This is a genomic window from Cupriavidus sp. YR651 (assembly GCF_900101625.1).
In the GTDB taxonomy this organism is placed as follows: domain Bacteria; phylum Pseudomonadota; class Gammaproteobacteria; order Burkholderiales; family Burkholderiaceae; genus Cupriavidus.
This window is the reverse complement of record NZ_FMYZ01000025.1, coordinates 1-24,499: the sequence shown is the minus strand read 5'-3', so window position 1 is coordinate 24,499 and position 24,499 is coordinate 1. Positions and strand designations below refer to the sequence as shown.

General features: G+C 65.5%; 23 protein-coding genes and 1 pseudogene. 11 read left to right on the top strand and 13 right to left on the bottom strand.

Annotated elements, in window-relative coordinates; all coding sequences use genetic code 11:
• Positions 1 to 49: 49 nt before the first annotated feature.
• The 3 genes and pseudogenes from BLR29_RS32235 to BLR29_RS30665 form a co-directional block, all read right to left on the bottom strand.
• Positions 50 to 187: pseudogene (locus tag BLR29_RS32235) on the bottom strand (peptidase M20); the annotation flags it as partial.
• Positions 188 to 360: 173 nt separating this feature from the next.
• On the bottom strand, positions 361 to 1,092 hold the full coding sequence (locus tag BLR29_RS30670) for a BON domain-containing protein (RefSeq protein ID WP_092143571.1): 732 nt from the start codon (positions 1,090 to 1,092) through the stop codon (positions 361 to 363).
• A 348-nt stretch (positions 1,093 to 1,440) separates the two neighbouring features.
• Complete coding sequence (locus BLR29_RS30665) at positions 1,441 to 3,081, bottom strand: AMP-binding protein (protein WP_092143568.1); 1,641 nt, start codon at positions 3,079 to 3,081, stop codon at positions 1,441 to 1,443.
• Between the two features lie 162 nt (positions 3,082 to 3,243).
• On the opposite strand from BLR29_RS30665, the gene BLR29_RS30660 reads away from it, so the two are divergent.
• The 3 genes from BLR29_RS30660 to BLR29_RS30655 all read left to right on the top strand — a co-directional run bounded on the left by BLR29_RS30660 (position 3,244) and on the right by BLR29_RS30655 (position 5,649).
• On the top strand, positions 3,244 to 3,993 hold the full coding sequence (locus BLR29_RS30660) for an SOS response-associated peptidase (RefSeq protein WP_092143565.1): 750 nt from the start codon (positions 3,244 to 3,246) through the stop codon (positions 3,991 to 3,993).
• A 219-nt stretch (positions 3,994 to 4,212) separates the two neighbouring features.
• Entirely contained in the window at positions 4,213 to 4,374 is a 162-nt protein-coding gene (locus tag BLR29_RS32640) for a hypothetical protein (RefSeq protein ID WP_176861108.1), read from the top strand.
• 192 nt (positions 4,375 to 4,566) lie between these two features.
• The gene (locus BLR29_RS30655) at positions 4,567 to 5,649 is read left to right on the top strand and encodes a calcium:cation antiporter (protein ID WP_092143561.1); all 1,083 of its coding nucleotides are present in this window, start codon (positions 4,567 to 4,569) and stop codon (positions 5,647 to 5,649) included.
• A 49-nt stretch (positions 5,650 to 5,698) separates the two neighbouring features.
• On the opposite strand, the gene pcaD is transcribed toward BLR29_RS30655, so the two are convergent.
• From pcaD to BLR29_RS30635, 4 genes are read right to left on the bottom strand one after another with little or no spacing between them, the layout of a single operon-like run.
• On the bottom strand, positions 5,699 to 6,475 hold the full coding sequence (pcaD, locus tag BLR29_RS30650) for a 3-oxoadipate enol-lactonase (RefSeq protein ID WP_092143558.1): 777 nt from the start codon (positions 6,473 to 6,475) through the stop codon (positions 5,699 to 5,701).
• Entirely contained in the window at positions 6,465 to 7,442 is a 978-nt protein-coding gene (locus tag BLR29_RS30645) for a tripartite tricarboxylate transporter substrate binding protein (protein WP_092143553.1), read from the bottom strand. The genes pcaD and BLR29_RS30645 overlap by 11 nt, the downstream gene beginning before the upstream one ends.
• A gap of 21 nt (positions 7,443 to 7,463) precedes the next feature.
• Positions 7,464 to 7,742, bottom strand: a complete 279-nt coding sequence (catC, locus tag BLR29_RS30640; protein WP_092143550.1) for a muconolactone Delta-isomerase — start codon at positions 7,740 to 7,742, stop codon at positions 7,464 to 7,466.
• Between the two features lie 35 nt (positions 7,743 to 7,777).
• Entirely contained in the window at positions 7,778 to 8,902 is a 1,125-nt protein-coding gene (locus tag BLR29_RS30635) for a muconate/chloromuconate family cycloisomerase (RefSeq protein WP_092143547.1), read from the bottom strand.
• 133 nt (positions 8,903 to 9,035) lie between these two features.
• On the opposite strand from BLR29_RS30635, the gene BLR29_RS30630 reads away from it, so the two are divergent.
• Entirely contained in the window at positions 9,036 to 9,917 is an 882-nt protein-coding gene (locus BLR29_RS30630) for a LysR family transcriptional regulator (protein WP_092143599.1), read from the top strand.
• 32 nt (positions 9,918 to 9,949) lie between these two features.
• Here BLR29_RS30630 and BLR29_RS30625 read toward each other — a convergent pair whose 3' ends face one another.
• Positions 9,950 to 10,867, bottom strand: a complete 918-nt coding sequence (locus tag BLR29_RS30625) for a LysR family transcriptional regulator (protein ID WP_092143596.1) — start codon at positions 10,865 to 10,867, stop codon at positions 9,950 to 9,952.
• Between the two features lie 163 nt (positions 10,868 to 11,030).
• Here BLR29_RS30625 and catA point away from each other — a divergent pair, with 163 nt between their 5' ends.
• The 5 genes from catA to BLR29_RS30600 all read left to right on the top strand — a co-directional run bounded on the left by catA (position 11,031) and on the right by BLR29_RS30600 (position 15,799).
• Positions 11,031 to 11,954 carry a catechol 1,2-dioxygenase gene (gene catA, locus BLR29_RS30620; RefSeq protein ID WP_092143544.1) on the top strand — a complete coding sequence of 308 codons (924 nt, stop codon included), beginning with the start codon at positions 11,031 to 11,033 and terminating at the stop codon, positions 11,952 to 11,954.
• Between the two features lie 97 nt (positions 11,955 to 12,051).
• On the top strand, positions 12,052 to 13,434 hold the full coding sequence (gene benA / locus BLR29_RS30615; protein WP_092143541.1) for a benzoate 1,2-dioxygenase large subunit: 1,383 nt from the start codon (positions 12,052 to 12,054) through the stop codon (positions 13,432 to 13,434).
• The gene (gene benB / locus BLR29_RS30610) at positions 13,431 to 13,928 is read left to right on the top strand and encodes a benzoate 1,2-dioxygenase small subunit (protein ID WP_092143538.1); all 498 of its coding nucleotides are present in this window, start codon (positions 13,431 to 13,433) and stop codon (positions 13,926 to 13,928) included. The genes benA and benB overlap by 4 nt, the downstream gene beginning before the upstream one ends.
• 21 nt (positions 13,929 to 13,949) lie before the next feature.
• Positions 13,950 to 14,969 carry a benzoate 1,2-dioxygenase electron transfer component BenC gene (gene benC / locus BLR29_RS30605; RefSeq protein ID WP_092143535.1) on the top strand — a complete coding sequence of 340 codons (1,020 nt, stop codon included), beginning with the start codon at positions 13,950 to 13,952 and terminating at the stop codon, positions 14,967 to 14,969.
• On the top strand, positions 14,966 to 15,799 hold the full coding sequence (locus BLR29_RS30600) for a 1,6-dihydroxycyclohexa-2,4-diene-1-carboxylate dehydrogenase (protein ID WP_369804740.1): 834 nt from the start codon (positions 14,966 to 14,968) through the stop codon (positions 15,797 to 15,799). Before benC ends, BLR29_RS30600 begins: the two co-directional genes overlap by 4 nt.
• A 24-nt stretch (positions 15,800 to 15,823) precedes the next feature.
• On the opposite strand, the gene BLR29_RS30595 is transcribed toward BLR29_RS30600, so the two are convergent.
• The 4 genes from BLR29_RS30595 to BLR29_RS30580 all read right to left on the bottom strand — a co-directional run bounded on the left by BLR29_RS30595 (position 15,824) and on the right by BLR29_RS30580 (position 20,255).
• Entirely contained in the window at positions 15,824 to 16,990 is a 1,167-nt protein-coding gene (locus BLR29_RS30595) for an OpgC domain-containing protein (protein WP_092143593.1), read from the bottom strand.
• 144 nt (positions 16,991 to 17,134) lie between these two features.
• Positions 17,135 to 17,719 carry a TetR/AcrR family transcriptional regulator gene (locus BLR29_RS30590; RefSeq protein WP_092143529.1) on the bottom strand — a complete coding sequence of 195 codons (585 nt, stop codon included), beginning with the start codon at positions 17,717 to 17,719 and terminating at the stop codon, positions 17,135 to 17,137.
• A gap of 213 nt (positions 17,720 to 17,932) precedes the next feature.
• On the bottom strand, positions 17,933 to 19,339 hold the full coding sequence (locus BLR29_RS30585) for a dihydrolipoyl dehydrogenase (protein WP_092143526.1): 1,407 nt from the start codon (positions 19,337 to 19,339) through the stop codon (positions 17,933 to 17,935).
• A gap of 184 nt (positions 19,340 to 19,523) precedes the next feature.
• Positions 19,524 to 20,255 carry a glutathione peroxidase gene (locus BLR29_RS30580; RefSeq protein WP_092143523.1) on the bottom strand — a complete coding sequence of 244 codons (732 nt, stop codon included), beginning with the start codon at positions 20,253 to 20,255 and terminating at the stop codon, positions 19,524 to 19,526.
• Between the two features lie 235 nt (positions 20,256 to 20,490).
• On the opposite strand from BLR29_RS30580, the gene BLR29_RS30575 reads away from it, so the two are divergent.
• Positions 20,491 to 22,218 carry a dipeptidase gene (locus tag BLR29_RS30575; RefSeq protein WP_092143520.1) on the top strand — a complete coding sequence of 576 codons (1,728 nt, stop codon included), beginning with the start codon at positions 20,491 to 20,493 and terminating at the stop codon, positions 22,216 to 22,218.
• Between the two features lie 75 nt (positions 22,219 to 22,293).
• Here BLR29_RS30575 and BLR29_RS30570 read toward each other — a convergent pair whose 3' ends face one another.
• On the bottom strand, positions 22,294 to 22,773 hold the full coding sequence (locus tag BLR29_RS30570) for a nuclear transport factor 2 family protein (protein ID WP_092143517.1): 480 nt from the start codon (positions 22,771 to 22,773) through the stop codon (positions 22,294 to 22,296).
• A gap of 323 nt (positions 22,774 to 23,096) precedes the next feature.
• On the opposite strand from BLR29_RS30570, the gene BLR29_RS30565 reads away from it, so the two are divergent.
• The gene (locus tag BLR29_RS30565) at positions 23,097 to 24,257 is read left to right on the top strand and encodes an ATP-binding protein (protein WP_255371529.1); all 1,161 of its coding nucleotides are present in this window, start codon (positions 23,097 to 23,099) and stop codon (positions 24,255 to 24,257) included.
• Positions 24,258 to 24,499 lie beyond the last annotated feature (242 nt).

Here is a 24,499-nt window from a genome sequence, read left to right as displayed (position 1 = left end):
GCATGCGCGTCATCAGGTAAAGGCGCGGCACGATCGAATCCAGTTCGGTTTCGCCCGATCCCACCGACCCCGCCTCCCCGTCCGAATTCAGCAGCACCGTCAGTTGCGCATAGTCGCTCCAGCCCTTCGCCTTGAGGATTTCCAGCGCGTGCAGGATCACGGCGATACCGCCCTTGTCATCGGCGATGGCGTTCCTGCGATTGGGGAGCAATGAACCTGTCGATGCCGGGTGCCGCGCGCGCCAGGCATTTGCGCGATTTACCTTGTGTGCAAGGCGGCCGCACTGACACATGGAGGAACCGGCTGCCCGGCGGGAGGATCCCGCGGACAGCCGGGGCGAGCAAGGCAGCGCGTTGCGCGCTAGCTGCTCAAGGCAACGTGATTGACGACGTTTTCCACGCCCTGCACATACCAGGCGTCGCGCTCCACCTGCTTGCGCGCGCCCTCGCTGGACGCATAGCCGTCCAGCGTCACCACCTTGTTCTCCGTCCGCACTCTGATGCGCGCCGCATCGACAAAGGGATCGGTCTCCAGCACCAGTTGCAGGGCCTCGGTGATTTCCTCATCGCTATCGCGCTCCGCAGGCGCCACGACCAGATCATTGACCACGCAGCGGCAGCCCCGTGACCACCATGCCAGCACGCCTGCCAGCCGCATGTGCGAGAGGCTGATCACCTGCCCGTTCAACGTCACGACACCATCGCTCGCGAATACCTCGATCCATCCGCTGCGCTCCCCCACGGCCTCGCGGACCGGCTCCACATGCCCCTTCACCTTCGCGCAGATCTTGCAGTTGCGAAAATCGATCGCGTTGAGCAATCGCTCGCAGACGGCATCGCGCAACTCGCCGTCCCCCACGGGCGGGCTGCCATCTGTCACGCGCAGGTGATCGATCACGGTCGTTACGCCCTCCACGCGCCGCAGTTGCGCGGCCGCCAGGGTCTTGTCCACGATATGAGCCACTTCTCCTTCTAGGATCAGCGCGCCGTCAGAGATGCGCAGGTTAATGGTCGGATGGATGTGGTGACCGTGATAAGGCACATGCGCCAACGCGGCACGGGCCTGCGTCAGCACAGCTTCGCTACTCTGCATGATGTCTGTCTCCCCATTGGACGTGGAGATGGGATGGAGCGCGCCCCTGCCTGCGAGCACGCGTAGCGCGGACACGCACGGCGGAAAGCCGGGGTCCGTCTACGCATTATAGGTAGCGTGCCAGAGAGAAAGCGGCCCCATGCGTGCGACATCGACGCAATACGCGCGCGGTCATGCAAGCGTGTCTGACAACGCCCGTGTCGGGCGCTGTCCTCATGAACTGACGTGGAAAAGGACGCGGGAAATGCTTGGAAAGTGATGCGCGAAGTGATGCGCGAAGAGATACGGGCAGTCAGGAGCGAAGCGGCGCGGGCCATCAACCGCCCACGCCGAGTGATTCAATCATCGCTATGAGGCCAGCTTCGCCTTCTCCTGGTTACGCAGGATGAAGCGCTGCACCTTGCCGCTTGGCGTCTTGGGCAGTTCGGCCACGAACTCGATCTCGCGCGGGTAGGCGTGCGCGGCCAGCCGGTTGCGCACGTGCAAGCGGAGCTCTTCCGCCAGTTCCGGCGATGGCGCATATCTCGGGCCCAGCACCACGAACGCCTTGATGATCTCCGTACGCTCGGGGTCCGGCTTGCCGATGACGGCGGTCTCCACCACCGCCGGGTGCTCGATCAGCGCGCTTTCCACATCGAACGGCCCCACGCGGTAGCCCGACGTGGTGATGACATCGTCGGCACGCCCGATGAAGCTGATGCTGCCATCCGGGTTGAGCTCCGCGGAATCGCCGGTGAGGTAATACTGCTTGACGAAGCTGTGCGTCGGCGTGCCGTGATAGCCGCCAAACCAGCACATCGGCGATTGCGACATGTCCACCGCCAGCGTGCCCGGACTGCCCGGCGGCTGCTCGTTCATCTCGTCATCGACCACCACCACCCGGTGGCCCGGGCTGGAGAATCCCGCGGCGCCGGGGTGCACCGGGTGGCGCAGCGCGTGGTGATTGCACAGCACCATGCCGAGCTCCGTCTGGCCGTAGTGATCGTGGATCGTGGTACCGAGTTCGCTGGCGAACCAGCGGATGACCTCCGGGTTGAGCGGCTCGCCGGCACTGCTGACCGCGCGCAGCTTGCCGCGCAACGGGCCCGAGGCGGCCTCCCCGCCGGCGATCAACAACCGGTATGCGGTGGGCGATCCGGCCAGATTCGTGATGCCGTACTTGTCGATGACACGGCAGGTGCTCTCCGCGCTGAACGGGCCATCGTAGAAGGTGGTGGGATGACCCAGCGCCAGCGGCCCCGTCACCGCATAGTAGAGACCGTAGGCCCAGCCCGGATCGGCCAGGTTCCAGAACGCATCCTCGGGTCGCAGGTCGATGGCGTCGCGCATATAGCCCATGAATGCCGCGATGGCTTTCAGCGGCACCTGCAGCGGCTTGGCCGGGCCGGTGGTGCCGGACGTGAACATCATCAGGAAGGGATCGTCGCCCGTGCGCATCACGGGTGCGAACGCGGCGGGCTGGCGGTCCATTTCCGCCCAGAAGCTGAAGTCCCCGCGCACGATGCCACGGCCCTTCGCGCCGCCCACCGTCATGATCTCGGGGCATCCCGCCACGTCATCGAGCTTGGCGCGATTGCCGCCATCGGTGACCACGAGTTTTGCGCCCGACGATTGCAGGCGGTGTTCGATGGCCTTGGGGCCGAACGCGGTAAAGAGCGGCTGGTAGACCGCGCCGGCGCGCCAGGTGCCGAGGATCGTCGCGAGCAATTCCGGCGTGCGCGGCAACAGCCCGGCCACGCGGTCGCCGGGCTGCACGCCCCGTGCACGCAGGAAGTTGGCGAAACGGGCCGACAGCGCCTGCAACTGGGCGAAGGTATAGGTCTCCGCGCTGCCGTCGCGGCCTTCCCAGAACAGCGCGATGCGTCCCGGCAAGGCATGACGGTCACAGCATTCGATGCATGCGTTCATCGATGCGAGATTGCCATCGAGCTGGCTCCCGATCGTATCCGCATAGGAAAAGCCCGCCATGGTTTCGGCGTAGTCGCGCATTGCTTGTCTCCTGGATATCGTGCGGGCGGTGTCGCCCCGCCATGCGCCCGAGTGTGGACGCGGCCGGCGGCGGAGGCAATAGCGGGAAACACCATGGTCCTTGACGCGTGCGGCCGGCACGCCGACGATAGACGCCCGAGCCGACCCTCCGGGAGCCCTGCGATGTGCACGAACTATGCGCCGGTACAGCAGCGGATATTGCGCGAGATCTTCGGCGTAGAGCCGCCGCCGGGGCTCTACAAGGAGGAGACCTATCCCGATTACGCGGCGCCGCTTATTCGCGCGGCGGTTGACGGTCCCCGTGAAAGCACGCTGGCCACGTTCGGCATGGTGCCGCGCACGCGCACGCCGCCCGGCGCACGCCGCTACGACACGACCAATGCCCGCAGCGAGACCGTTGGGGAGCGACCGACCTTCGCGAAGCACTGGCGCCAGGGTCAGCTTTGCCTGGTGCCGGCGAGCGCGTTCTACGAGTTTGCGTATCCGGAGGACGGCACGCCGGAATCGCCGGGCAAACCGGTGCGCTGGAAGATCTGGCTGCCGGAGACCGAGGGTTTCGGCATCGCCGGTCTCTGGCGAGCGTGGCCCGATGACGCCGTCTCGTTCACGCTGCTGACGGTCAACGCGGATTCGCATCCCATCCTGAATCGCATGCACCGGCCGGGGACGGAGAAGCGCTCGGTGGTCGTCGTGCCGGAGCCGGACTGGGACGACTGGCTGCGCTGCCGCGATCCGGAACTGGCGCGCAGCTTCCTGCGTCTGTTCCCCGCCGGGCGGATGCGCGCCGAGCCTGCGCCCGTGGTGGCGCCCGCGCGTTCCGCGGCGCCGCCCGCCGGGCAGGCAAGCGGAGAGGAGAGCGGCAGCAAGCGCGGCGGCAAGCCCGATCCGTCGGGAACGGGGTCCCTGTTCTGAGCCCTCCGGCCTGAGCCCGGACCACGTCCCCTATCTTCGCGGGCTCGCCTGCCGACCCCCTCACCGCCTCCGTCAGCTTCCGCACCCCGATTCCGCGCGCCTCGCAGCCCCCGATTGGGTGACGCGGGCGCCCCACTGACAGAGGGTGTCAGCCGTAGCGCTGGCTGCCCATACTGCCCTGATACCGGCCATCAGAGCCGACTCAACCAGGTCAGAACGATGCAAAACGCAGTCTCTTTTGTCGGGTATGGTCTTGCCTTCCTGATCGCGGTGATCGTCGCCGCGCGCTGGATCTATCTTCATCACCCCGCGCTTCGGGAGCCGGAGTCCGGCGACACCAAACGCCCCGACCCGCCCACGCGCCCCCTGTCACCGGACTGATATCCGGCCACTGTCCCCCGCCCTTTTTCCCTTGCTCCGCGCGCCGTCGCCGGCGACGCGGGAACTGCTGCCGTCCGGCGCTGCCTTAGCTTTTCCGCGCGCGCGCCGGCCTACCGGTGCGCGGCCTTCTGCTGCACAATGCGCCGGAGGGCGCCCTGCACGCGGCATCCACAGAAAAAAGAGGGATAACGGATGGCTACTTCCAACACATTGCCGGCGTGGACCGTCTGGGCGCCGCTGGCCGCCTGGGTCGCCTTTGGCGTGGGCATCATGCTGCCGGGACAGGGCTGGATGATCGCGGTCATGGCGGTGGCGCTGGCCGGCGCCGTGTTTTCGGCGGTGCACCACGCCGAGGTTGTCGCCCACAAGGTCGGGGAACCGTTCGGCACGCTGGTGCTGGCGATTGCCGTGACGGTGATCGAAGTGGCGCTGATCGTGTCCGTGATGCTGTCCTCTGGCCCGGAAAAGGCGGGGCTGGCGCGCGATACCGTGTTTGCCGCCGTGATGATCATCTGCAACGGCATGGTGGGGCTCTGCCTGTTCGTCGGCGGCCTGCATCACCGCGAGCAGGCCTTCCAGGCCCCGGGCGCCACCGCCGCGATGGCGACGCTGGTGGCGCTGCTGGTCCTGACGATGGTGCTGCCCAATTTCACCAGCTCCACACCAGGGCCGGTGCTGACGTCGTCCCAGCTGGCGTTTTCCGGCGCGATGTCGCTGATCCTGTACGGGGCCTTCGTGTTCGTGCAGACCATCCGGCACCGCGACTATTTCCTGGTCGAAGGCAGCTCGAACGAGGACGACCACGCGCCGCCGCCTCCGGCGCGCGTGGCCGCCGCCAGCGGCGTGTTGCTGGTCGTGTGCCTGGTGGCCGTCGTCGCGCTGGCCAAGATGCTGTCGCCGTCGGTGGAAGCCGCCGTGCTGAATGCCGGCCTGCCGGGTGCCGTGGTGGGCGTGGTGATTGCCGCGCTGGTGCTGCTGCCCGAAGGCCTGGCCGCGATGCGCGCGGCACGGCTGGATCGGCTCCAGACCAGCATGAATCTGGCGCTCGGCTCGGCGCTGGCCAGCATCGGCCTGACGATTCCGACCGTGGCGGCCGTGTTCATCACGCTGGGCCGGCCGCTGGAACTGGGGCTGGGCCCCAAGGAAATGGTGCTGCTGTTCCTGACGATGATCGTCTCGTCGCTGACGCTGGGGAGCGGACGGACCACGATCCTGCAAGGTGTGGTCCATCTGGTGATCTTTGCCGCCTACCTGTTCCTGACGATCGTGCCCTGATCCGCTGGTGACACGGCGGGCGACGCGGCAGGCGACGCAACCACGGCGGCTAGCGCTGCGCCAGGAAGCCGAGCACTGCGTCGCCGAACGCTTCCGGCAGTTCCCAGTTGGAAAGGTGCGCGGCCGACAGCGACAGGTAATACGCGCCGTCAATCGCCCCGGCCACCAGTCCGCCTTGCGCGGCCGTCGTCGACAGATCGTGCTCGCCGGCAATCACCAGCACCGGCGCATCGATCTCCGGCAGCAGCGCACGCAGATCCGCATCGCGCACGGCGGCACAGTTGGCGGTGTAGCCGTCGGCGCTCGTGGTCTCCAGCATCCGGCGCACGGGCGCCATCTCGTCGCGCCGGGTCAGCAGATAGTCCTCGGTAAACCAGCGCGCCAGCACGCCATCGACAATGGCGCTCATGCCGTCGCGCCGCACGGTCTCGATGCGCGTATCCCACACGGACGCGGGACCGATCAGCGCGGCGGTGTTGGCCAGCACGAACCGGTGGAAACGCGTTGCGTGATGCCGCGCCAGCACCATGCCGGTCATGCCGCCCATCGACAGCCCACAGAAATGGGCGCGCTCGATGCCCGCGTGGTCCATGATCGCGATCACGTCTTCCGCCAGCTCATGCATGCCGAACGATGCCGCCGGCAGCGCGGAGCGGCCGTGCCCGCGCGTGTCATAGCGCAGCACGCGATACTGCGCGGTCAGCGCGGCCATCTGCGGGTCCCACATTTCAAGCGTGGTCCCCAGCGAGTTCGACATCACCAGCACCGGCTTGTCGCTGGCGCCTTCCAGTACGTAGTGGAGATTGCGGGTCGGCTCAGTCGGCATGGATGCCTCGCTCGCGAATCAGCGCGCCCCACTTGACCGTTTCCTTCGCCAGATGATCCTTCAGGCCCGCTGGCGTGCTGCCGATAGGTTCCGCGCCGATGCCCGCCAGCCGCTGCTGCACCGAAGGCTTCTTCAGCGCGTCCAGCATCGCCTTGTTCAGCGCATCGATGACCGGCTGCGGCGTCCGCGCCGGCACGAACGCCGCAAACCACGGCGACAACTCATAGCCGGGCAGCCCCGCTTCCGCGACAGTCGGCACGTTCGGCAGCGCCGACGACCGCTTGCTCGTCGTGACGGCGATCGGCACCAGCTTGCCGCTATCGATATGCGGCTTGGCGGAGGTGATGCTGTCGAACATATAGTCCACCTGCCCGCCGAGCAGGTCGGTCATCGCCGGGCCCGATCCCTTGTAGGGGATGTGGAGCAGATCCACGTGCGCCATCGACGTAAACAGCTCGCCGGCCAGGTGAATCGACGTGCCGTTGCCGGCCGACGCATAGGTGTACTTGCCGGGCTTGGCGCGGGCGTTGGCGATCACCTCGTTGACCGTTCTGGCCGGCGTCTTCGCCTTGTTGGTCACCAGCACATTGGGGACCACGGCCAGCAGGGAGACCGGGGCGAAGTCCTTGACCGGGTCATAGCCGAGCTTGCCGTACAGCGCCGGATTCACCGCCATGCCGTTAGCCACGATGATCAGCGTGTAGCCATCGGCGGGGGCACGTGCCACCAGTTCCGCGCCAATATTGCCGCCGGCGCCGGGGCGGTTTTCCACCACCACCGCCTGGCCAAGCGTCTTCGCCATGTCCTCGCCCAGCGTGCGGGCGATATTGTCCATGGCGCCGCCGGCCGGGAACGGCACGATCCAGCGAATCGGGTGATCGGGGTAGGCAGCGTGGGCAGCGCCAGATGCCAGTGCGGCGGCGGCGAACAGCGCGGCGCTCAACGACGAAAACTTCATTGTCTCCATTCCTTTTTCAGCGTGATCCGGTCAGCGGATCGACGAGGGGTGCCTGGCCAGCGGCGTGACGTGAACCTTCATGTACGAGAACAACGGCAGGCTGGACAGCAGCGTATGCAGTTCATCGTTCGATTCCACATCGAACACGCTGTAGTTGGCGTATTCGCCCACCACGCGATACAGCGCCTGCCACTTGCCCTGGCGCTGCAGGTCCTGCGCGTAGGCCTTTTCACGGGCCTTGATCTCATCGGCCTGCGCGGCCGACATGTCGTGCGGAATATTGACGTCCATCCTGACGAGGAACAGCACGGTGGTCTCCTGAGTTGAATGTTCGGTGCGCGCCTTCAGGCGGCCTTGCGACGATAGTGCGCGAGCTTGTCTTCGTCCAGCGACAGGCCGAGCCCCGGCCCCCGCGGCAGGTGCAGCGCGAAGTCCTGGTAGGTGGGGCGCGCGGTGACTACGTCGTCCTTCAGCAACAGCGGCCCGAACAGCTCCGTGCCCCACGCCAGTTGCGGCAACGTGCAGAACCCGTGGGCTGCGGCGATGGTGCCGACGCTGCCTTCCAGCATCGTGCCGCCATACAGCGCGATGCCCGCCGCATCCCCCACCGCGGCCGTGCGCAGCATGCCGAAGATACCGCCGGACTTGGCGATCTTGAGCGCAAACACATCCGCGCCGCCAATCCGTGCCAGCTCCATCGCGTCCTCCGGTCCGGTCACGGCTTCGTCCGCCATGATCGGCACGATGAAACGCGCCGCCAGCCGGGCCAGCGCCGTGCGTTGCTCGCGGGGCGTGGGCTGCTCGATCAGGTCGATGCCCGCGGCTTCCAGCATGGCGATGCCGGTGGCGGCATCGGCCTCGTTCCACGCCTGGTTGACGTCGACGGTCACGCGGGCGCGGTCGCCCAGCGCGCGCTTGATGGCGGCAACGTGCGCCACGTCGTCACGCACGCTGCGACGGCCGATCTTGAGCTTGAACGTGTTGTGGCGGCGCTCGGCCAGCAGGCGTTCCGCTTCCTCGATGTCGCGGGCGGTGTCGCCGCTGGCGAGGGTCCAGAGCACCGGCAGCGTGTCGCGCACCGCGCCACCCAGCAGCGTGGCCAGCGGCACGCCCAGGCGCTTGCCCTGCGCGTCTAGCAACGCGGACTCCAGCGCGGACTTGGCAAAGCGGTTGCCGCGCGCCACCTTGTTCAGGCGAGCCATCGCGGCGTGCACGTTGGTGGCGTCCTGGCCGACCAGCGCGGGTGCCAGGTACGTATCGATCGTCAGCTTGATGCCCTCGGGGCTTTCGTCGCCGTAGGACAGGCCGCCGATGGTCGTGGCCTCCCCGATGCCCTCGGTGCCGTCGCTGCAGCGCAGCCGCACGATCACCAGCGTCTGCTGCTGCATCGTGGCCATGGCCAGTTGGTGGGCCCGGATTGTCGGGAGATCGACCAGAATGGCCTCGATGGCGGAAATTGTCGTAGTCATACCTTCCTGATGCAGTGAGACGAGTGGATTGGAGTATGGTCCTTGACTTTGCTGGCGTCCAAGACCGATGATGTCTGATTCCATACCTTACGGGTATGCCTCGCATTCGGGCCGCGCCATCAACGGACAGACCATGGAACTCCGCCACCTTCGCTATTTCCAGACCGTCGCCCAGGAACTGAATGTGACGCGGGCGGCGGAAAAGCTGCATATGGCGCAGCCGCCGCTGTCGCGCCAGATCCGCCAGTTCGAGGAAGAAGTCGGCGTGGCGCTGTTCGACCGCGTCGGCCGGGGGCTGAAACTGACCGAGGCCGGACGCTTCCTGCTGGATCAGTCGCTGCAGCTGACCCAGCGGCTGGAGGAAACGCTGGACGGCACGCGCCGGATCGGCCGGAACGAAAAACGGTGGTTCGGCATCGGCTTCGTGCCGTCGGTGTTGTATGGGGTGCTGCCGGAGCTGATCCGAGAATTGCGTGGCGACGATAGCCAGGTGGAAGTCGGCCTGACGGAAATGATCACGGTGCAGCAGCTGGAGGCATTGAAGTCCGGCCGCATCGACCTGGCGTTCGGCCGGCTTGCGTTGAACGACCCGGCCATCGTCCAGCAGGTGGTGATGGCGGAGCCGCTGGTGGCGGCCATGCCGATGTCGGCGCCGCCGCTCGATTCACCACTCGATGCCGAGGCGCTTGCCCGCCAGCCGCTGATCCTCTATCCGGCCCGTCCGCGCCCCAGCTACGCGGACCACGTGCTGTCGCTATTCCGGGCACAGGGGCTGCAGCCGCGCGTGGTGCAGGAAGCCAACGAACTGCAGACTGCGCTGGGGCTGGTGGCGGCGGGGCTGGGCCTGACGCTGGTGCCCGCATCGGTGCAGCGCCTGCATCGTGACGATGTCCGCTATGTGCCGATCGAGGTGCCCGGCTTTGTCTCGCCGGTGATCATGAGCTACCGGGCCGGCGATGGCTCGCCGTATCTGGCGCGAGCCGTAGACTGGGTGATGCGGCAGGGCAAGGCCTGAGGCCGCGCCGAAGGGCCGCGTTCCCGCGAGCCTTATTCCTGCGCCGGCGGCAGGTACTCCATGCCGATTTCCTCGTAGAGCCGATAGATCATGTCGAGCATCGCGCGCAGGTCGGCGGATTCGTCCAGCGTGCGCATGCTCATGATGATCGGCGACACCAGCTTGGGATCGTCCAGCTCCAGGTAGGTCACGTCGTCACGCTTGAGCCCATAGACGCTGCTCGGCACCACGGAGACGCCCTCCCCGGCCGCCACCAGCCCCAGCGCGATCTGCAGCTCCCTCACCTCCTGGATCTTGCCCGGCCGCAACGCTCGGTCATGAAAGCCCGCCAGCACCTGGTCGGCAAAGCTCGGGCGCGGCGCCTTGGGGAAAATGATCAGCGTCTCGTCGAGCAGGTCGTGCAGCGACAGCACCTGGCGCCCCACTGACAACGGATGCCCCAGCGGCAACGCCACGATCATCCGTTCCTCGCGCAGCACCACGCGGCGCACGCCGGGGTCATCGTGCCGGATGCGTCCGAAGCCCACATCGATGCGCCCTTCCTTGAGCGCCTTGATCTGGTCCATGGTGGACATCTCGTGCAGCGTCAGTTCGATGTCGCTGTGCTCGGTGCGAAAGCGCCGGATGATGCGCGGGAGCATTCCATACAACGTCGAGCCGACAAAGCCAATCGACATGGTCCGCTCGATCTTGCCGACGCGCCGCGTCATCGCCTCCAGTTCGGCCGTCTGCGCCAGCAACTGCAGCGCGTGCGTGTAGAAGAACCGCCCGGTGTCGGTCAGCTTGAGCGGCCGCGAGTTCCGCTCGAACAGCGACACCCCGAGCGTTTCCTCTAGTTGCTGGATCTGCCGCGAGAGCGGTGGCTGGGCGATATGGAGCCGTTCGGCGGCGCGTGTGAAGTTCCGTTCCTCTGCCACCGCCACGAAGTACCGCAAATGTCTCAATTCCACTTCCATACCTCAACGGTATCGTCCGGATACTAAATCAGTCTTGGACGGTCAAAATACCCGTCAACTATGCTCTGTACCAAGTCGGACGGCAAGCCTTGATACCCGCAGGGCATTAACCGACCGATCGTTCGACATCCCACACAAGACATCTGGAGCGAGACAAATGACGCACGCCGAGATCGCAGCGCTGGTGAAGCAGTTCCTCGTTGATACCGCCACGCAAGGCACCCCCAACCCGCGCGTCCAGCAGGTGGTCGTCCGCCTGACCACGGACCTGTTCAAGGCCATCGAGGATCTGGACCTGAGCCCGAGCGAAGTCTGGAAGGGCCTCGAATACTTCGCCGAAGCGGGCGCGACCCATGAACTGGGACTGCTGGCCGCCGGCCTGGGACTGGAGCGCTTCCTGGATATCCGCGCCGATGAAGCCGAGGCCCGCGCCGGCCTGACCGGCGGCACGCCGCGCACGATCGAAGGCCCGCTCTATGTAGCCGGCGCCCCGGAATCCACCGGCTTCGCGCGTCTGGATGACGGCAGCGAGGACGGCAAGGGCGACATTCTCTTCATGCAAGGCACCGTCTACGACACCGACGGCAAGCCGCTGCCCGGCGCCAAAGTCGAGGTCTGGCACGCCAACCTGCTCGGCAACTACTCGTTCTTCGATACCACGCAATCCGCTTTCAACCTGCGCCGCACCATCGTCACCGACGCCAACGGCCGCTACCAGTTCCGCAGCAATGTGCCGATGGGCTACGGCTGCCCGCCGCAAGGCACCACGCAGCGCCTGCTGGACCTGCTGGCGCGCCACGGCCGCCGCCCCGCGCACATCCACTTCTTCGTCTCCGCACCCGACCACCGCAAGCTGACCACGCAGATCAACATCGACGGCGACGAATACCTGTGGGATGACTTCGCCTTTGCCAGCCGCGACGGCCTGGTGCCGGCGGTGACGCGCATCGACGACCCCGCGCAACTCGACAAGCGCGGCATCGACCAGCCCTACGCGTCGATCGATTTCGACTTCCGCCTGATCCGCGAAGTGGCCGACGCCCCGCCCGCCGAAGTCGAACGCCTGCGCGCCGCCGCCTGACGCGGCATCAGCAGACGCCAGCGGCGTCCGCCCCCTCCCTCATTCGTCATCGCCGGCCGCCGCGTGTGCGGCCGGGAAATACCCGGCAGGAGACAACATGATTCCGATCCATCTGGATACCGGAGCGGGCACCGCTCGTCCGCGTCGCGTGGAAGACCTCGACAAGTTCCTGGTCGAAGACAAGGCCACCGGCGACTACCGCCTGCACCGCAGCGCATTCACCGACGAAGCGCTGTTCGACCTGGAGATGAAGCACATCTTCGAGGGCAACTGGATCTACCTGGCACACGAAAGCCAGATCCCCAACAACAACGACTACTACACCACGCATATCGGCCGCCAGCCGGTGGTGATCGCCCGCAATCGCCAGGGCGAGCTGAACGCCTTCATCAACGCCTGCAGCCATCGCGGCGCGATGCTCTGCCGCCACAAGCGCGGCAACAAGGCCACCTATACATGCCCGTTCCACGGCTGGACCTTCAACAACAGCGGCAAGCTGCTCAAGGTGAAGGACCCCGAGCAGGCCGGCTATCCGGAATGCTTCAACAAGGAGGGCTCGCACGACCTGAAGAAGGTGGCGCGCTTTGAGAACTATCGCGGCTTCCTGTTCGGCAGCCTCAATGACGATGTGCCGCCGCTGGCCGAATTCCTCGGCGATGCCGCGCGCATCATCGACATGATCGCCGACCAGTCGCCCGATGGCCTGGAAGTGCTGCGCGGCTCGTCGACCTACACATTCGCCGGCAACTGGAAGCTGCAGGCCGAGAACGGCGCCGACGGCTACCATGTCTCCGCCGTGCACTGGAACTACGCCGCCACCACGAACCACCGCAAGCAGCAGAACGAGCAGGAAGACAAGATCCGCGCGATGGATGCCGGCAAGTGGGGCAAGCAAGGCGGCGGCTTCTATGCGTTCGACCACGGCCACATGCTGCTGTGGACGCGCTGGGCCAATCCGGAAGATCGCCCCAATTTCTCGCGCCGTGACGAGTTCGCTGAACGCTGCGGCCCGGAAACCGCCGACTGGATGATCCAGAATTCGCGCAACCTCTGCCTGTATCCCAACGTCTACCTGATGGACCAGTTCGGATCGCAGATTCGCCTGCTGCGTCCGATCTCGGTGGACCAGACCGAAGTCACGATCTACTGCATCGCGCCGAAGGGCGAACCCGACGAGGCTCGCGCGCGCCGCATCCGCCAGTACGAGGACTTCTTCAACGTGAGCGGCATGGCCACGCCGGACGACCTGGAAGAGTTCCGCGCCTGCCAGCAGGGCTACGCGGGGCAGGCGCTGGCCTGGAACGATATGTGCCGCGGCGCCACGCACTGGATCGACGGCCCGGACGAGGCCGCGCAACGCATCGGCCTGAAGCCGGTGATGAGCGGCCTGCGCACCGAGGACGAAGGTCTCTACACCGTGCAGCATCGCTACTGGCTGGAAACCATGAAGCGCGCCGTGGCGCAGGGAGATGCCGAATGAGCGCCGCCGCGATCCAGCTGGCCGACGTGACGGCCTTCCTCTACCGCGAAAGCCGCCTGCTCGACGACGAACACTGGGACGAGTGGCTGACCTGCTACCACCCGGAGGTGCAGTTCTGGATGCCGTGCTGGGATGACGATGGCAAGCTCGTGACCGATCCGCAGCGCGAGATCTCGCTGATCTTCTACCCGAGTCGCCAGGGGCTCGAAGACCGCGTGTTCCGCATCAAGACCGAACGCTCGAGCGCGACGATCCCCGACACGCGCACCAGCCACAACCTCAGCAACATCGAGATCGAACAGGTCGACGGCCATGTCGCCACGGTGCGCTTCAACTGGCACACCCTCGCGCACCGCTACCAGACCAACTACAGCTACTTCGGCATGTCGCGCTACGTGATCGATTTTTCCGCCGGCACCCCGCGCATCCTGAACAAGTACGTCGTGCTCAAGAACGACTACATCCATCAGGTCATCGACATCTATCACATCTGAATCCGGCTGGAGGACAAGGCCATGGAACATACGATCGCCCTGCAATTCGAAGATGGCGTCACCCGCTTTATCACGTGCGGCGAGCACGAAACGCTGTCCGATGCCGCCTATCGCCAGCAGATCAACATCCCGCTCGATTGCCGCGACGGCGCCTGCGGCACCTGCCGGGGCCTGTGCGAATCCGGCGCCTATGATCTGCCGGAGTCGAGCTACATCGAGGATGCGCTGACCGCCGAGGAAGCATCCAAGGGCTACGTGCTGGCGTGCCAGACCCGTCCGCGCTCGGATTGCGTGATCCGCGTGGCGGCATCGTCCACCGCCTGCAAGACCGGCGTGACGCGCTTCGAAGGCGCCATCGCCGCCGTGGCACCGCTCTCCGACTCGACCATCGGCTTCTCGATCGACCTCGACGAGCCGTCGGCCCTGAGCTTCCTGCCCGGGCAGTATGTCAACGTGGAAATCCCCGGCAGCGACATGACGCGCGCGTATTCGTTCAGTTCCGCACCGGGCGCCGAACGTGCCGCCTTCGTGGTGCGCAACGTGCCCGATGGCCGCATGAGCAGCTACCTGACCCGCGACGCGCGCAGCGGCCAGCGCATGGCCTTCTCCGGCCCGTTCGGCAGCTTCTACCTGCGCCCGGTCACGCGGCCCGTGCTGTTCCTGGCGGGCGGCACCGGCATCGCACCGTTCCTGTCGATGCTCGACGTGCTGGGCGCGTCCGGAAGCACGCAGCCCGTGCGGATGGTGTACGGCGTGACGCATGACATCGATCTCGTCGCCACGGAAAAGCTCGACGCCGCCGGCGCGAAGATCGACGGCTTCGAATACCGGACCTGCGTGGCCGATGCGGCCAGCGAGCACGCGCGCAAGGGCTATGTCACCGCCCACGTGGATGCAGCCTGGCTGAACGGCGGCGACGTCGATATCTACCTGTGCGGGCCGGTGGCGATGGTCGAGGCGGTGCGGACCTGGCTGCAGGCGTCCGGCATCGAACCCGCCGGGTTCTACTACGAGAAGTTCTCGGCCAGCGTGGAGGCATGATGCAGCAGGCGCAACGATTGGAAGAACGGGTGCCGGCGCGGACCGCCGGGCGATTCGAGGGCCGGACGATGATCGTGACCGGCGCGGCGCAAGGCATCGGCCGCGGCGTGGCGCTGCGGGCGGCCTCGGAAGGTGCGAACGTGGTGCTGGTGGATCGCGCGCCGCTGGTCGATGAAGTGGCCGCCGAGATCCTGGCCGCAGGCGGCGCGGCCATCGCCGTGATCGCCGACCTGGAAACCTTCGCCGGTGCCACGTCGATGGTCCGCGCGGCAACGGAGGCGTTCGGCCGTGTCGACATCCTCGTCAACAACGTCGGCGGCACCATCTGGGCCAAACCCTATGAACACTACGCCGAACAAGAGATCGAGGCCGAGATCCGGCGCTCGCTGTTTCCCACGCTGTGGGGTTGCCGCGCGGTGTTGCCGGGCATGGTGGCGCGGCGCGCGGGGGTGATCGTCAACGTATCGTCGATCGCCACGCGCAGCATTCACCGCGTGCCTTACGCGGCGGCAAAGGGCGGCGTCAACGCGCTGACCGCGAGCCTGGCGTTCGAACATGCGGAGGACGGGATTCGCGTGAATGCCGTCGCGACGGGTGGCACCGAAGCCCCGCCGCGCAAGATTCCGCGCAATTCGCTGAATGCGGCGCCGCAGTCCGCGCAGGACGCGACGTGGTATCAGGCGATCGTCGACCAGACCGTGGCGTCCAGCCTGATGCACCGCTACGGCACCATCGCCGAGCAGGTCGGCGTGATCCTGTTCCTGGCCTCCGACGAGGCCTCGTACATGACCGGGACCGTCGTCCCCGTCGGCGGCGGCGACCTCGGCTGACCGGGGTCGCAGCGGTTCTGTGAATCAGGCGGCCGGCGACTTCCCCTTCGTCATCACCGGTCGGTCCGCGTTCTTGCGGGCCTCTTTGCGCCGCCCCCACCAGCCGCCGATCACCAGCAGCATCGCCACGGCCACCAGGTCGCCACCGAGGGCCACCGGGCGCGTGGGCCGGCCGCCGGCGATGCCATACGTAAAGCCCTCGATCGTCACCGACACCACCGCGCCGAACACAAAGCAGAACAGGCTGTGGCGACCGATCTGGACCACGGGCCCCATCAGTCCCGCGAGCTTTTCCACCCATCCCGCGCGAATGGCCAGATAGACCAGCCAGGCGAGCCCCAGGAAGCTGACCACACGCAGGAAGGCCAGGCTCTGCTTGGGCAGCGGGAACACCATCGACGGCACCCACGCGGGCAGCCATGCCTCATAGACGTGAGGACGCATCCACAGATACGCCAGCGCGACGCCGGCCAGCGCCACGGCCACGGCGCTGATCGTGAATGCCCATCGGACGATCGGCTGTTGCGGCAGCACGAAATCCGGCCGCAGCCGTGCAATCAGGCCGAGGCCGAACATGAGCTGCCAGGCAAACGGATTGAAGCTCCAGCCACGCGCCTCGCTGCTGGGCAGCAGCGGCAACAGCGCGGGCGCCATCAGCCACAACGCGACGCTGCCGCAGACAAACGCCAGCGGTTGCGCGCGCGACCAGCGGATAGCCAGCGGCGCCAGGCCGATAAAGACCGCGTACATCGGCAGCACATCGGAGACGAACGGCTGGCGCGCCAGGCTGACGACTTCCAGCAGGGTTTCGAGCGGCTGGGCCATGAAGACCGGCGCCTCGGTGGCGCGCACGGCCGGCGCGGGAATCCTGCACATCGCCAGCAGGAAGCCGAACAGCAGCATCAGCAAACCCGTCAGGACGAAAGCCTTGTAGATCTCCCAGCCGCGCCGCCGCAACCGTCGGCGCGCGGCGCTTGCACCCACGCGGGCTTCCATCGCCAGGTAAGCCGCGCCCGCGGAATAGCCGGCCAGGAAGACAAAAACCTCGGCGGCGTCGAACAGGGTGAAATTGCGGATCGTGTAGTCAGCCAGCACGCTGCCGTTGACATGATCGACCACGATAAAGAGCAGCGCGATCCCGCGGATCAGATCGACCTCGGTCCGGCGCTGGTTATTGTTTACTGCGTTCACTTCCGTGCATCCCACTGCGTGCCGCCGGACGGGGGCGCCCGGCTGCCACACACGGGCCGAATCTTACCGTGATGCGCGAGAAGGATTCGTGTTGGCAGTGTTTCAGGAGATTACGCAGGGCACGCTGAAGGCGCTTCAGGACATTTATGCAGCGGCGCGTGGCGTGTGAGAAGTGTGGATGCGACCAAGGAGACGACGCCCGGCATCGATCACACCGGCATCTGGCGCCATCTGGTATCGCACGATCATGCCTTCGATGCACAGCATGGCCTCTTCCGCCACGTCATCCGGATGCTCCAGCCCGCATGTGCGCGCCACCTCCGCCACGAACGTTGCGAGTGATGCCTTGTGCGCCACCGCCTGCTCGACCAGGCGCGGATCTTCCCCGGCACCACCGCCCGCTTCCGCCACCATATTGATAAAGGCGCAGCCACGGTAGTCCTCGGTCTCGAACCACTCGCCGAGCGCATCGGCCAGCACTTCGAGGTTCGGCCGGGCATCCAGCCGGCGCCGCACGGACGCCTCGAACCACTCCATCCAGCCATCATGGCGCCGCGTGAGGAAGGCGTGGATCAGGTCGTTCTTGGACGCAAAGTGGCGATACAGCGACATCTTGGCCACGCCGGATTCGGCAATGATCTTGTCGATGCCGGTGGCCCGATAGCCGTCGCGATAGAACAGGCGTGCGGCGGTCTCAAGGATGCGATCACGAGCGGAAGATTGGATCATGGCGGGAGGGAGCGTGTGCATTGACAGTTGCCATTATAGGAGACAGACCTGTCTATGGACGACCGGTTTATCGACAGCCTGCCTACGGATGACCTGGCTGCAGGATTCCATCGGCGCCAATGTCAGCACACACGCCGGATGAAAACAGAAAGGCCGGCCGCAAGCTGCGCGACCGGCCCTTCCAACCAGACCCCTGGTTCGGTACTGCGGCGCTCAGGCCGCTTGCTTCAGTTGCGTCAGCCGGGCATCGGCATCACGCAGTGCGGTGCGCAGCCCCTCTTCCACCACCGGGTGGTAGAACGGCATGGCCAGCATCTGTGCGATGGTCAGGCCCTGCTGGTAAGCCCACGCCAGCAGATGCGCGATGTTCTCGGCGCGCGGGCCCATCCATTCGGCGCCCAGGAAGCGCCCGGTGGCCCGGTCGGCGTACACGTGCATCAGGCCCCGGTTCTTGAGCATCACGCGGCTGCGACCCTGATCCTCGAAGCTGACTTCACCCGTCACGAAACTGCCCGGCGTGAGGTCCGCAAAGCGCTGGCCGACCATCGCGATCTGCGGATCGGAGAACACCACGGCCAGCGGCGCACGGCGCGCCAACGGGCGAACTTGCGGCCAGCTGGCGGCGTTTTCGCCCGCCACCCTGCCCTCGTCGGCGGCCTCATGCAGCAACGGCAGCACGTCGTTGGCATCGCCGGCAATAAACACGGGCGCATCGCCACACTGCAACGTCACCGGATCGAACACCGGCACACCGCGCGCGTCCAGCGCGAGCGCCGTATTTTCCAGCGCCAGCTTGTCGACATTGGGCCGGCGACCCGTGGCGGCCAGCACGTATGCAAAGCGCTCGGTCACCACCGTCCCATCGGCATCCTCGAAGGTGATCACGGCCTCGTCGCCTTCGCGACGCATGTCGGACACTCGCACATCCGGAAGCAACGAGAACTCCCGGTTGAAGGCCTGCGTCGCATACGCGCGGATCGCCGGGTCGCTGAGCGGTCCGACGGAACCACTCACGCCAAAGACACGCACCCGCACGCCGAGGCGCGACAGCGCCTGCCCCAGCTCCAGCCCGATCACGCCCGGGCCGAAGACCGCCACGCTGCGCGGCAGGTCTTCCCACGCGAACACGTCGTCGTTGATGATCAGGCGATCGCCAAAGACGTCGAAGGCCTTCGGCACCGCCGGACGCGAACCCGTGGCGATGACCACGCGGCTGGCGCGCACTGTCGTATCGGCGCCCACTTGCAGGATCGTGTTGTCGATGAACTGCGCATGGCCGAGCAGGCGATCGGATTCGGGAATGTTCTCCACGCCGCGCACCACGAAGCCGACGAAGCGGTCACGTTCGCTTCGCACACGCGCCATGACTTCGCGGCCATCGATCCGGACCGGGCCATCCACATGCACGCCGAACGCGGCGGTGTGGCGCGCCTCGTGAGCGGCCTCGGCGGCCGCGATCAGCAGCTTCGACGGCATGCATCCCACCCGGGCGCAGGTGGTGCCATAGGCGCCACCTTCGATAATCACGGCGCGCTTGCCGGCCGCGATGGCGGCGCGGTACGCCGCGAGTCCCGCAGTGCCCGCACCAATCACGGCGACATCGGTCTGGATGGTCTTCATTTTGCGTTTTCCTGATCTGAGAACTTGGCGAATCTGCATCAATCGTTGGACGCCATGGCACCGGGTTGTCCTGCAACGGGCAAGACGATGCCATCGCGTCCGGCGACTGCCGGACCGCGCGAGCGGTCACGCGGGGAAAAATCCCGGGTTCCGGCCGGGGAACCGGACCCGGGTGGGGCCAGAATCAGCGGCCCAGGTATTGCTCGAGTGCTTCGGCGCCGCCAATCAGCGTGCCGTTGATGAAGATTTGCGGGGCGGTCATGTTGCCCGAGACCGCGCCGAGCACCTTGCCGCGGACCTTGTGCTCCAGCGGCACGTCGATGTACTCGTAGCCGTTATCGGACAGCTGCTGCTTGGCCTTGGCGCAGAACGAACAACCGATCTTCGAGAACACCACCACCTGATCCGGCTTCTTGGCGTTCGGCGCGATGTAGTTCAGCATCGTGTCGGCATCGGACACCTTGAACGGGTCGCCCGGCTCTTCCGGCTCGATGAACATCTTGTCCACCACGCCGTTCTTGACCAGCATCGAATAGCGCCAGCTGCGCTTGCCGAAGCCCAGGTCGGCCTTGTCGACCAGCATGCCCATGCCGTCGGTGAATTCGCCATTGCCGTCGGGGATCATGACGATGTTCTCGGACTCCTGGTCCTTGGCCCATTCGTTCATGACGAACGTGTCGTTGACGGACACGCACAGGATGGCGTCCACGCCGTGCTTGGCAAAGACCGGCGCCAGTTCGTTGTAGCGCGGCAGGTGGGTCGACGAGCACGTCGGGGTGAAGGCGCCCGGCAGCGAGAACACTGCAACAGTCTTGCCGTCGAACAGGTCGGCCGTGGTCACGTTCTTCCACTCATTGTTGTCACGTACACGGAACGTCACGTTGGGAACGCGTTGGCCTTCACGGGATTGCAGCATCGGTATGACTCCAGGGGGTTTAAAAGGGCGCTACGTGTTGCAGCGATGGGGTGGATTCTGAAGATGCCGAAGTGATTTGTACAATTCATCATTTCAACCACCTCGATTAGGAATAACTATTATCAATCAGGAAATTCCGATTGACACAGACTATCGACGATGACTTGAAGGCGCTTTCGCGGACCCTCCGGGATCGCTATCATTCGGGCACGCAAAAACACCGAAGAGACAATCCATGACCCGCCTGCCACTGGCCGCCATGCTGGCTGCCGCCCTGCTGATCCAGTCCGCCCCCCAGGCCGCGCTGGCCGCTACCATCGGCAAGACCGAGCTGGACCGCCTGGTCGCCACCGGCACCGCCACCCCGCCGGCCAGCTTCAACGCCTTCCTGAACGCTGCCGTGAAGGCCGACCCGAAGCTGGCCCCCGCCGTCCGCGCGTATCGCGCCAAGCGCCCGCTCAAGGGCGACGACCTGACCAACATCGGCCGCCTGCTGGGCGTCTATAACCGCCTCCACAACGAAAAGGCCGTGCTGGACAGCATCAGCGAGATGGTCGCCATCCGCACCGTGCGCGACGACCGCGTGCCGCCGCACGAGAGCCCGGCCATCATCGAATTCGGCAAGCTCGTCGAAAAGATGGCGAAGGAATATGGCCTCGCGTTCCGCAACGTGGATAACCGCGTGTTCGAGGTCACCCTGCCCGGCACCGGCAAGGAGACGTTCGGCATCCTGACCCATGCGGACGTGGTGCCCGTGGTGGCCGACGAATGGGTGCTCGACGACGGCACGAAGCTGGATCCGTTCAAGGTCACGCGCGTGGGCGACTACCTCTACGGGCGCGGCACGATCGACGACAAGGGGTCCATCGCGGCCGCGCTCTTTGCCATGAAGACCGTGCGCGAGAGCGGCGTGCCGCTGGCCCGTACGATCCGCCTGATGATCGAGACCACCGAGGAAACCGGCGGCGACGGCATGAAGTACTACCGCGAGCACGCCACCCTGCCCGAGTACAACATCGTGCTCGACAGCAAGTACCCGGCCGTCGTGGCGGAGAAAGGCTCCGGCGCGCTGACGGTCCGCTTCCCGGACCAGCCGGCGGACGGCAAGACGGCGGCGATCGTCGCCATGGCAGGCGCGGCATCGGCCAACGCGATCCCGCAGACGGCCACGGCACGCATCACCGGTGGCGACCTGGCCGCCGTGGCTGCGGCGCTGGAAAAGGCACGCGCGGGCTTCATCAGCCAGCACGAGGCGCAAGGCAAGTTCTCGATCGACGTGGCGCGCGGCGCAGACGGCATCGACATCAAGGTGACGGGTTCCTCGGCGCACGGCTCCCGGCCCGAGGAAGGCGTGAATCCGGTGCCCCGGCTGGCGCTGTTCCTGCAATCGTCCGGTGTGGCGTTTGCCGACAACCAGTACGCGCGCGCGATCCGCTACCTTGGCGATCTCTACGGCACCGGCTATCTCGGCGAGAAGATGGAAGTCGGCTACCGCGATGACTTCATGGGCCCGCTGACGATGTCGCCCACGCTGATCCGCGAGCGCAACGGCAAGCTGGAAGTCACGACCAATGTGCGCATGCCGCGCGGCACCACGCCGGACGAGCTGCGCGCGAAGATCGCCGCCCGCATCAACACCTGGGCTACCGCCACACACTCGACCGTGGAGATCCAGCACGACCAGGGCAACTGGATGGCACGCGATCCCAAGGGCGCCTGGCTTTCCACGCTGCTCAATATCTATGGCGACACCACCGGGCTCGAGGCCAAGCCGGTGCCCACCGCCGGCAGCACCACCGCCAAGCTGATGCCAAACGCCATCAACTTCGGCCCGGCCATGCCCGGCAAGAAGTACACCGCGCACAACGCCAAGGAATACAAGGAAGTGGCCGACCTGAACCTGGACATGCAGATGTTCACGGAAATGCTCGTGCGAATCGGCAATCTCGACGCGATGCAGTAACACCCTCGCATCAGGCCGACATTAAAAGGAGCGATGGCGCAATGCCATCGCCCTTATTTTGTTTCCCGGCGCCTCTTAGAAACCGAGGTCGCTCAGACCCGGATGATCGTCCGGGCGACGGCCCAGCGGCCAGAAATACTTGCGGTCCGCCTCACGGATCGGTGCGTCGTTGATGCAGGCAAAGCGGCGCTGCATCAGGCCATTCTCGTCAAATTCCCAGTTCTCATTGCCGTACGACCGGTACCAGTTGCCGGAATCGTCGTGCCACTCGTAGGCGAAGCGCACCGCGATGCGGTTGCCCTCGTACGCCCACAATTCCTTGATCAGCCGGTAGTCCAGCTCCTTTTGCCATTTGCGGGTCAGGAAGGCGACGATGGCTTCGCGGCCATTGACGAATTCCGCGCGGTTGCGCCACGCGCTGTCAACGGTGTAGGCCAGCGCCACACGGTTGGGATCGCGGCTGTTCCAGCCGTCCTCGGCACCACGGACCTTGGCGATGGCGGTTTCACGCGTAAACGGGGGCAGCGGCGGGCGGACTTCGGGTTGGCTCGACATGGGAAAGCTCCTTGGAAGGCGGGAATCAGAGGATTCTGGAAAAACCTGCCTCACCAAAAACCGAATGAGACAGATCTGTCTACTAGTGTTGAGTAGACAGATCTGTATGTCAAGGGGAAATTGCGGCCGATGTGTATGCCGGCCGCATGCCAACACGCGGCCACGTGCGGCGGCTGATGCCTGCTTGCTCAACAATACTGCGGCGGTAGGTCACAAGGACAAGCGCGGTAAAGAGCCTCATGAGCCATTTATCATCATTTATTTGACGTCGATAATTTATCGCCGTAGGATAATTAGCGATAAATGTTCCTGCTCCCCTTCCCATGACTCAGCCGAGCCCCGCTTCCGCGCGCTATACGTTTCGTCGCCCAGCCTTGGCCGCCAGCTTCTGCACCGCATTGACCGGCGAAGCCCTGTTGGATGCGCGCTCGGGGCTCTTTCTGGCAGCCCCGCGACGGGTCGGCAAATCGACCTTTCTCCGGGAGGATCTCGTTCCTGCAGCGGAAAGCCGGGGCTGGGCAACGGTGTATGTCGACCTGTGGTCGAACAAGGCGCAGGACCCCGGCGAACTCATTGCAGACGGAATCAAACGCAAGATCGCGGACTTCGCCGGCATCGTCAGCAAAGCAGCCAAGGCAGTTGGCCTGACCAAGGTGACGGTCATGGGAACCTTAGGCCTCGATGTGAGCGCCACGGGACTGCCGGCGGGCGTCACGCTCACGCAAGCGTTGCAAGCGTTGCGAAAGGCCGCTAACAAGCCCGTGCTGCTGATCGTCGATGAGGCACAACATGCGCTCACGACCGACAAAGGACTAGAAGCGATGTTTGGCCTCAAGGCCGCTCGCGACGCAATAAACGTTTCCGGCAAGGCTCCCGAACTCATGCTGGTCTTTACCGGATCGAGCCGCGACAAACTCGCCCATTTGGTCATGAATTCGCGCATGCCGTTCTTTGGCTCGCTGGTCACCCCTTTTCCGTTGCTGGATCGCAGCTTCACCGACGAGTACACGGCGAGCGTGAATCAAGCACTTGCGCCAAGCAACCAATTCGAGCCGGATGCCGTCTTTGACGCATTTGTGATGGTGGGTCATCGACCGGAGATGCTCCGTCATTTGATCTCGTCCATCGCAATCGCTAACGAATCTCCCTATCTGAGCCAGCGCCTAAGAGAGGACGCCACACTGATTCAGGAACGGTTGTGGCATGACATCGAGAGCGACTTTGAATCTCTGTCGCCCGTGCAACAGGCCGTGGTACGGGTCATGGCGTCGAAGGCGGGACAGTTTTCCCCGTTTGGCGAGGCTGCCATGAGCGCCTACAAGTCGCTCCTTCCTCCGGACGCAACGGTGAGCACCGCTACCGTTCAGAATGCCATTGATGCCTTGCGTGAGCGCGAGATCCTGTGGAAGGAATCGCGTGGTACCTATGAAATCGAGGATCAAGCATGGCTCACTTGGCTGCGCTCACGCGATTTGACATCTTGAGCATTGGTGTGCGCGTCCATGGGCTGCACCTTTCCGCTACCTGCGTACCGGTTTTGCCATGGCTCTGCGCTTTATGCTCAGATCGCGCTGCCCCGACACCCATGACTGGGCGCCGGGGTCGGAATGCGTCAGACCGCCTTGCCTTCCAGCATCTTTACCGTATCGTCCGTGGTCCAGACCCCATTGGCGATGAAGCGGTAATTGACCAGCGCAGCGCCATAGCCGTCGCCTTCCGGTAGCTT

Coding starts and splice junctions, on each gene's coding strand:
- pcaD (WP_092143558.1), bottom strand. CDS start 6,475: ATGCCGACTGAGCCGACCCGCAATCTCCACTACGTACTGGAAGGCGCC.
- BLR29_RS30645 (WP_092143553.1), bottom strand. CDS start 7,442: ATGGAGACAATGAAGTTTTCGTCGTTGAGCGCCGCGCTGTTCGCCGCC.
- BLR29_RS30600 (WP_369804740.1), top strand. CDS start 14,966: ATGATGCAGCAGGCGCAACGATTGGAAGAACGGGTGCCGGCGCGGACC.
- BLR29_RS30635 (WP_092143547.1), bottom strand. CDS start 8,902: ATGACTACGACAATTTCCGCCATCGAGGCCATTCTGGTCGATCTCCCG.
- BLR29_RS30665 (WP_092143568.1), bottom strand. CDS start 3,081: ATGCGCGACTACGCCGAAACCATGGCGGGCTTTTCCTATGCGGATACG.
- BLR29_RS30565 (WP_255371529.1), top strand. CDS start 23,097: ATGACTCAGCCGAGCCCCGCTTCCGCGCGCTATACGTTTCGTCGCCCA.
- catA (WP_092143544.1), top strand. CDS start 11,031: ATGACGCACGCCGAGATCGCAGCGCTGGTGAAGCAGTTCCTCGTTGAT.
- benB (WP_092143538.1), top strand. CDS start 13,431: ATGAGCGCCGCCGCGATCCAGCTGGCCGACGTGACGGCCTTCCTCTAC.
- BLR29_RS30670 (WP_092143571.1), bottom strand. CDS start 1,092: ATGCAGAGTAGCGAAGCTGTGCTGACGCAGGCCCGTGCCGCGTTGGCG.
- benA (WP_092143541.1), top strand. CDS start 12,052: ATGATTCCGATCCATCTGGATACCGGAGCGGGCACCGCTCGTCCGCGT.
- BLR29_RS30575 (WP_092143520.1), top strand. CDS start 20,491: ATGACCCGCCTGCCACTGGCCGCCATGCTGGCTGCCGCCCTGCTGATC.
- BLR29_RS30590 (WP_092143529.1), bottom strand. CDS start 17,719: ATGATCCAATCTTCCGCTCGTGATCGCATCCTTGAGACCGCCGCACGC.
- benC (WP_092143535.1), top strand. CDS start 13,950: ATGGAACATACGATCGCCCTGCAATTCGAAGATGGCGTCACCCGCTTT.
- BLR29_RS30580 (WP_092143523.1), bottom strand. CDS start 20,255: ATGCTGCAATCCCGTGAAGGCCAACGCGTTCCCAACGTGACGTTCCGT.
- BLR29_RS30570 (WP_092143517.1), bottom strand. CDS start 22,773: ATGTCGAGCCAACCCGAAGTCCGCCCGCCGCTGCCCCCGTTTACGCGT.
- BLR29_RS30660 (WP_092143565.1), top strand. CDS start 3,244: ATGTGCACGAACTATGCGCCGGTACAGCAGCGGATATTGCGCGAGATC.
- BLR29_RS30655 (WP_092143561.1), top strand. CDS start 4,567: ATGGCTACTTCCAACACATTGCCGGCGTGGACCGTCTGGGCGCCGCTG.
- BLR29_RS32640 (WP_176861108.1), top strand. CDS start 4,213: ATGCAAAACGCAGTCTCTTTTGTCGGGTATGGTCTTGCCTTCCTGATC.
- BLR29_RS30585 (WP_092143526.1), bottom strand. CDS start 19,339: ATGAAGACCATCCAGACCGATGTCGCCGTGATTGGTGCGGGCACTGCG.
- BLR29_RS30630 (WP_092143599.1), top strand. CDS start 9,036: ATGGAACTCCGCCACCTTCGCTATTTCCAGACCGTCGCCCAGGAACTG.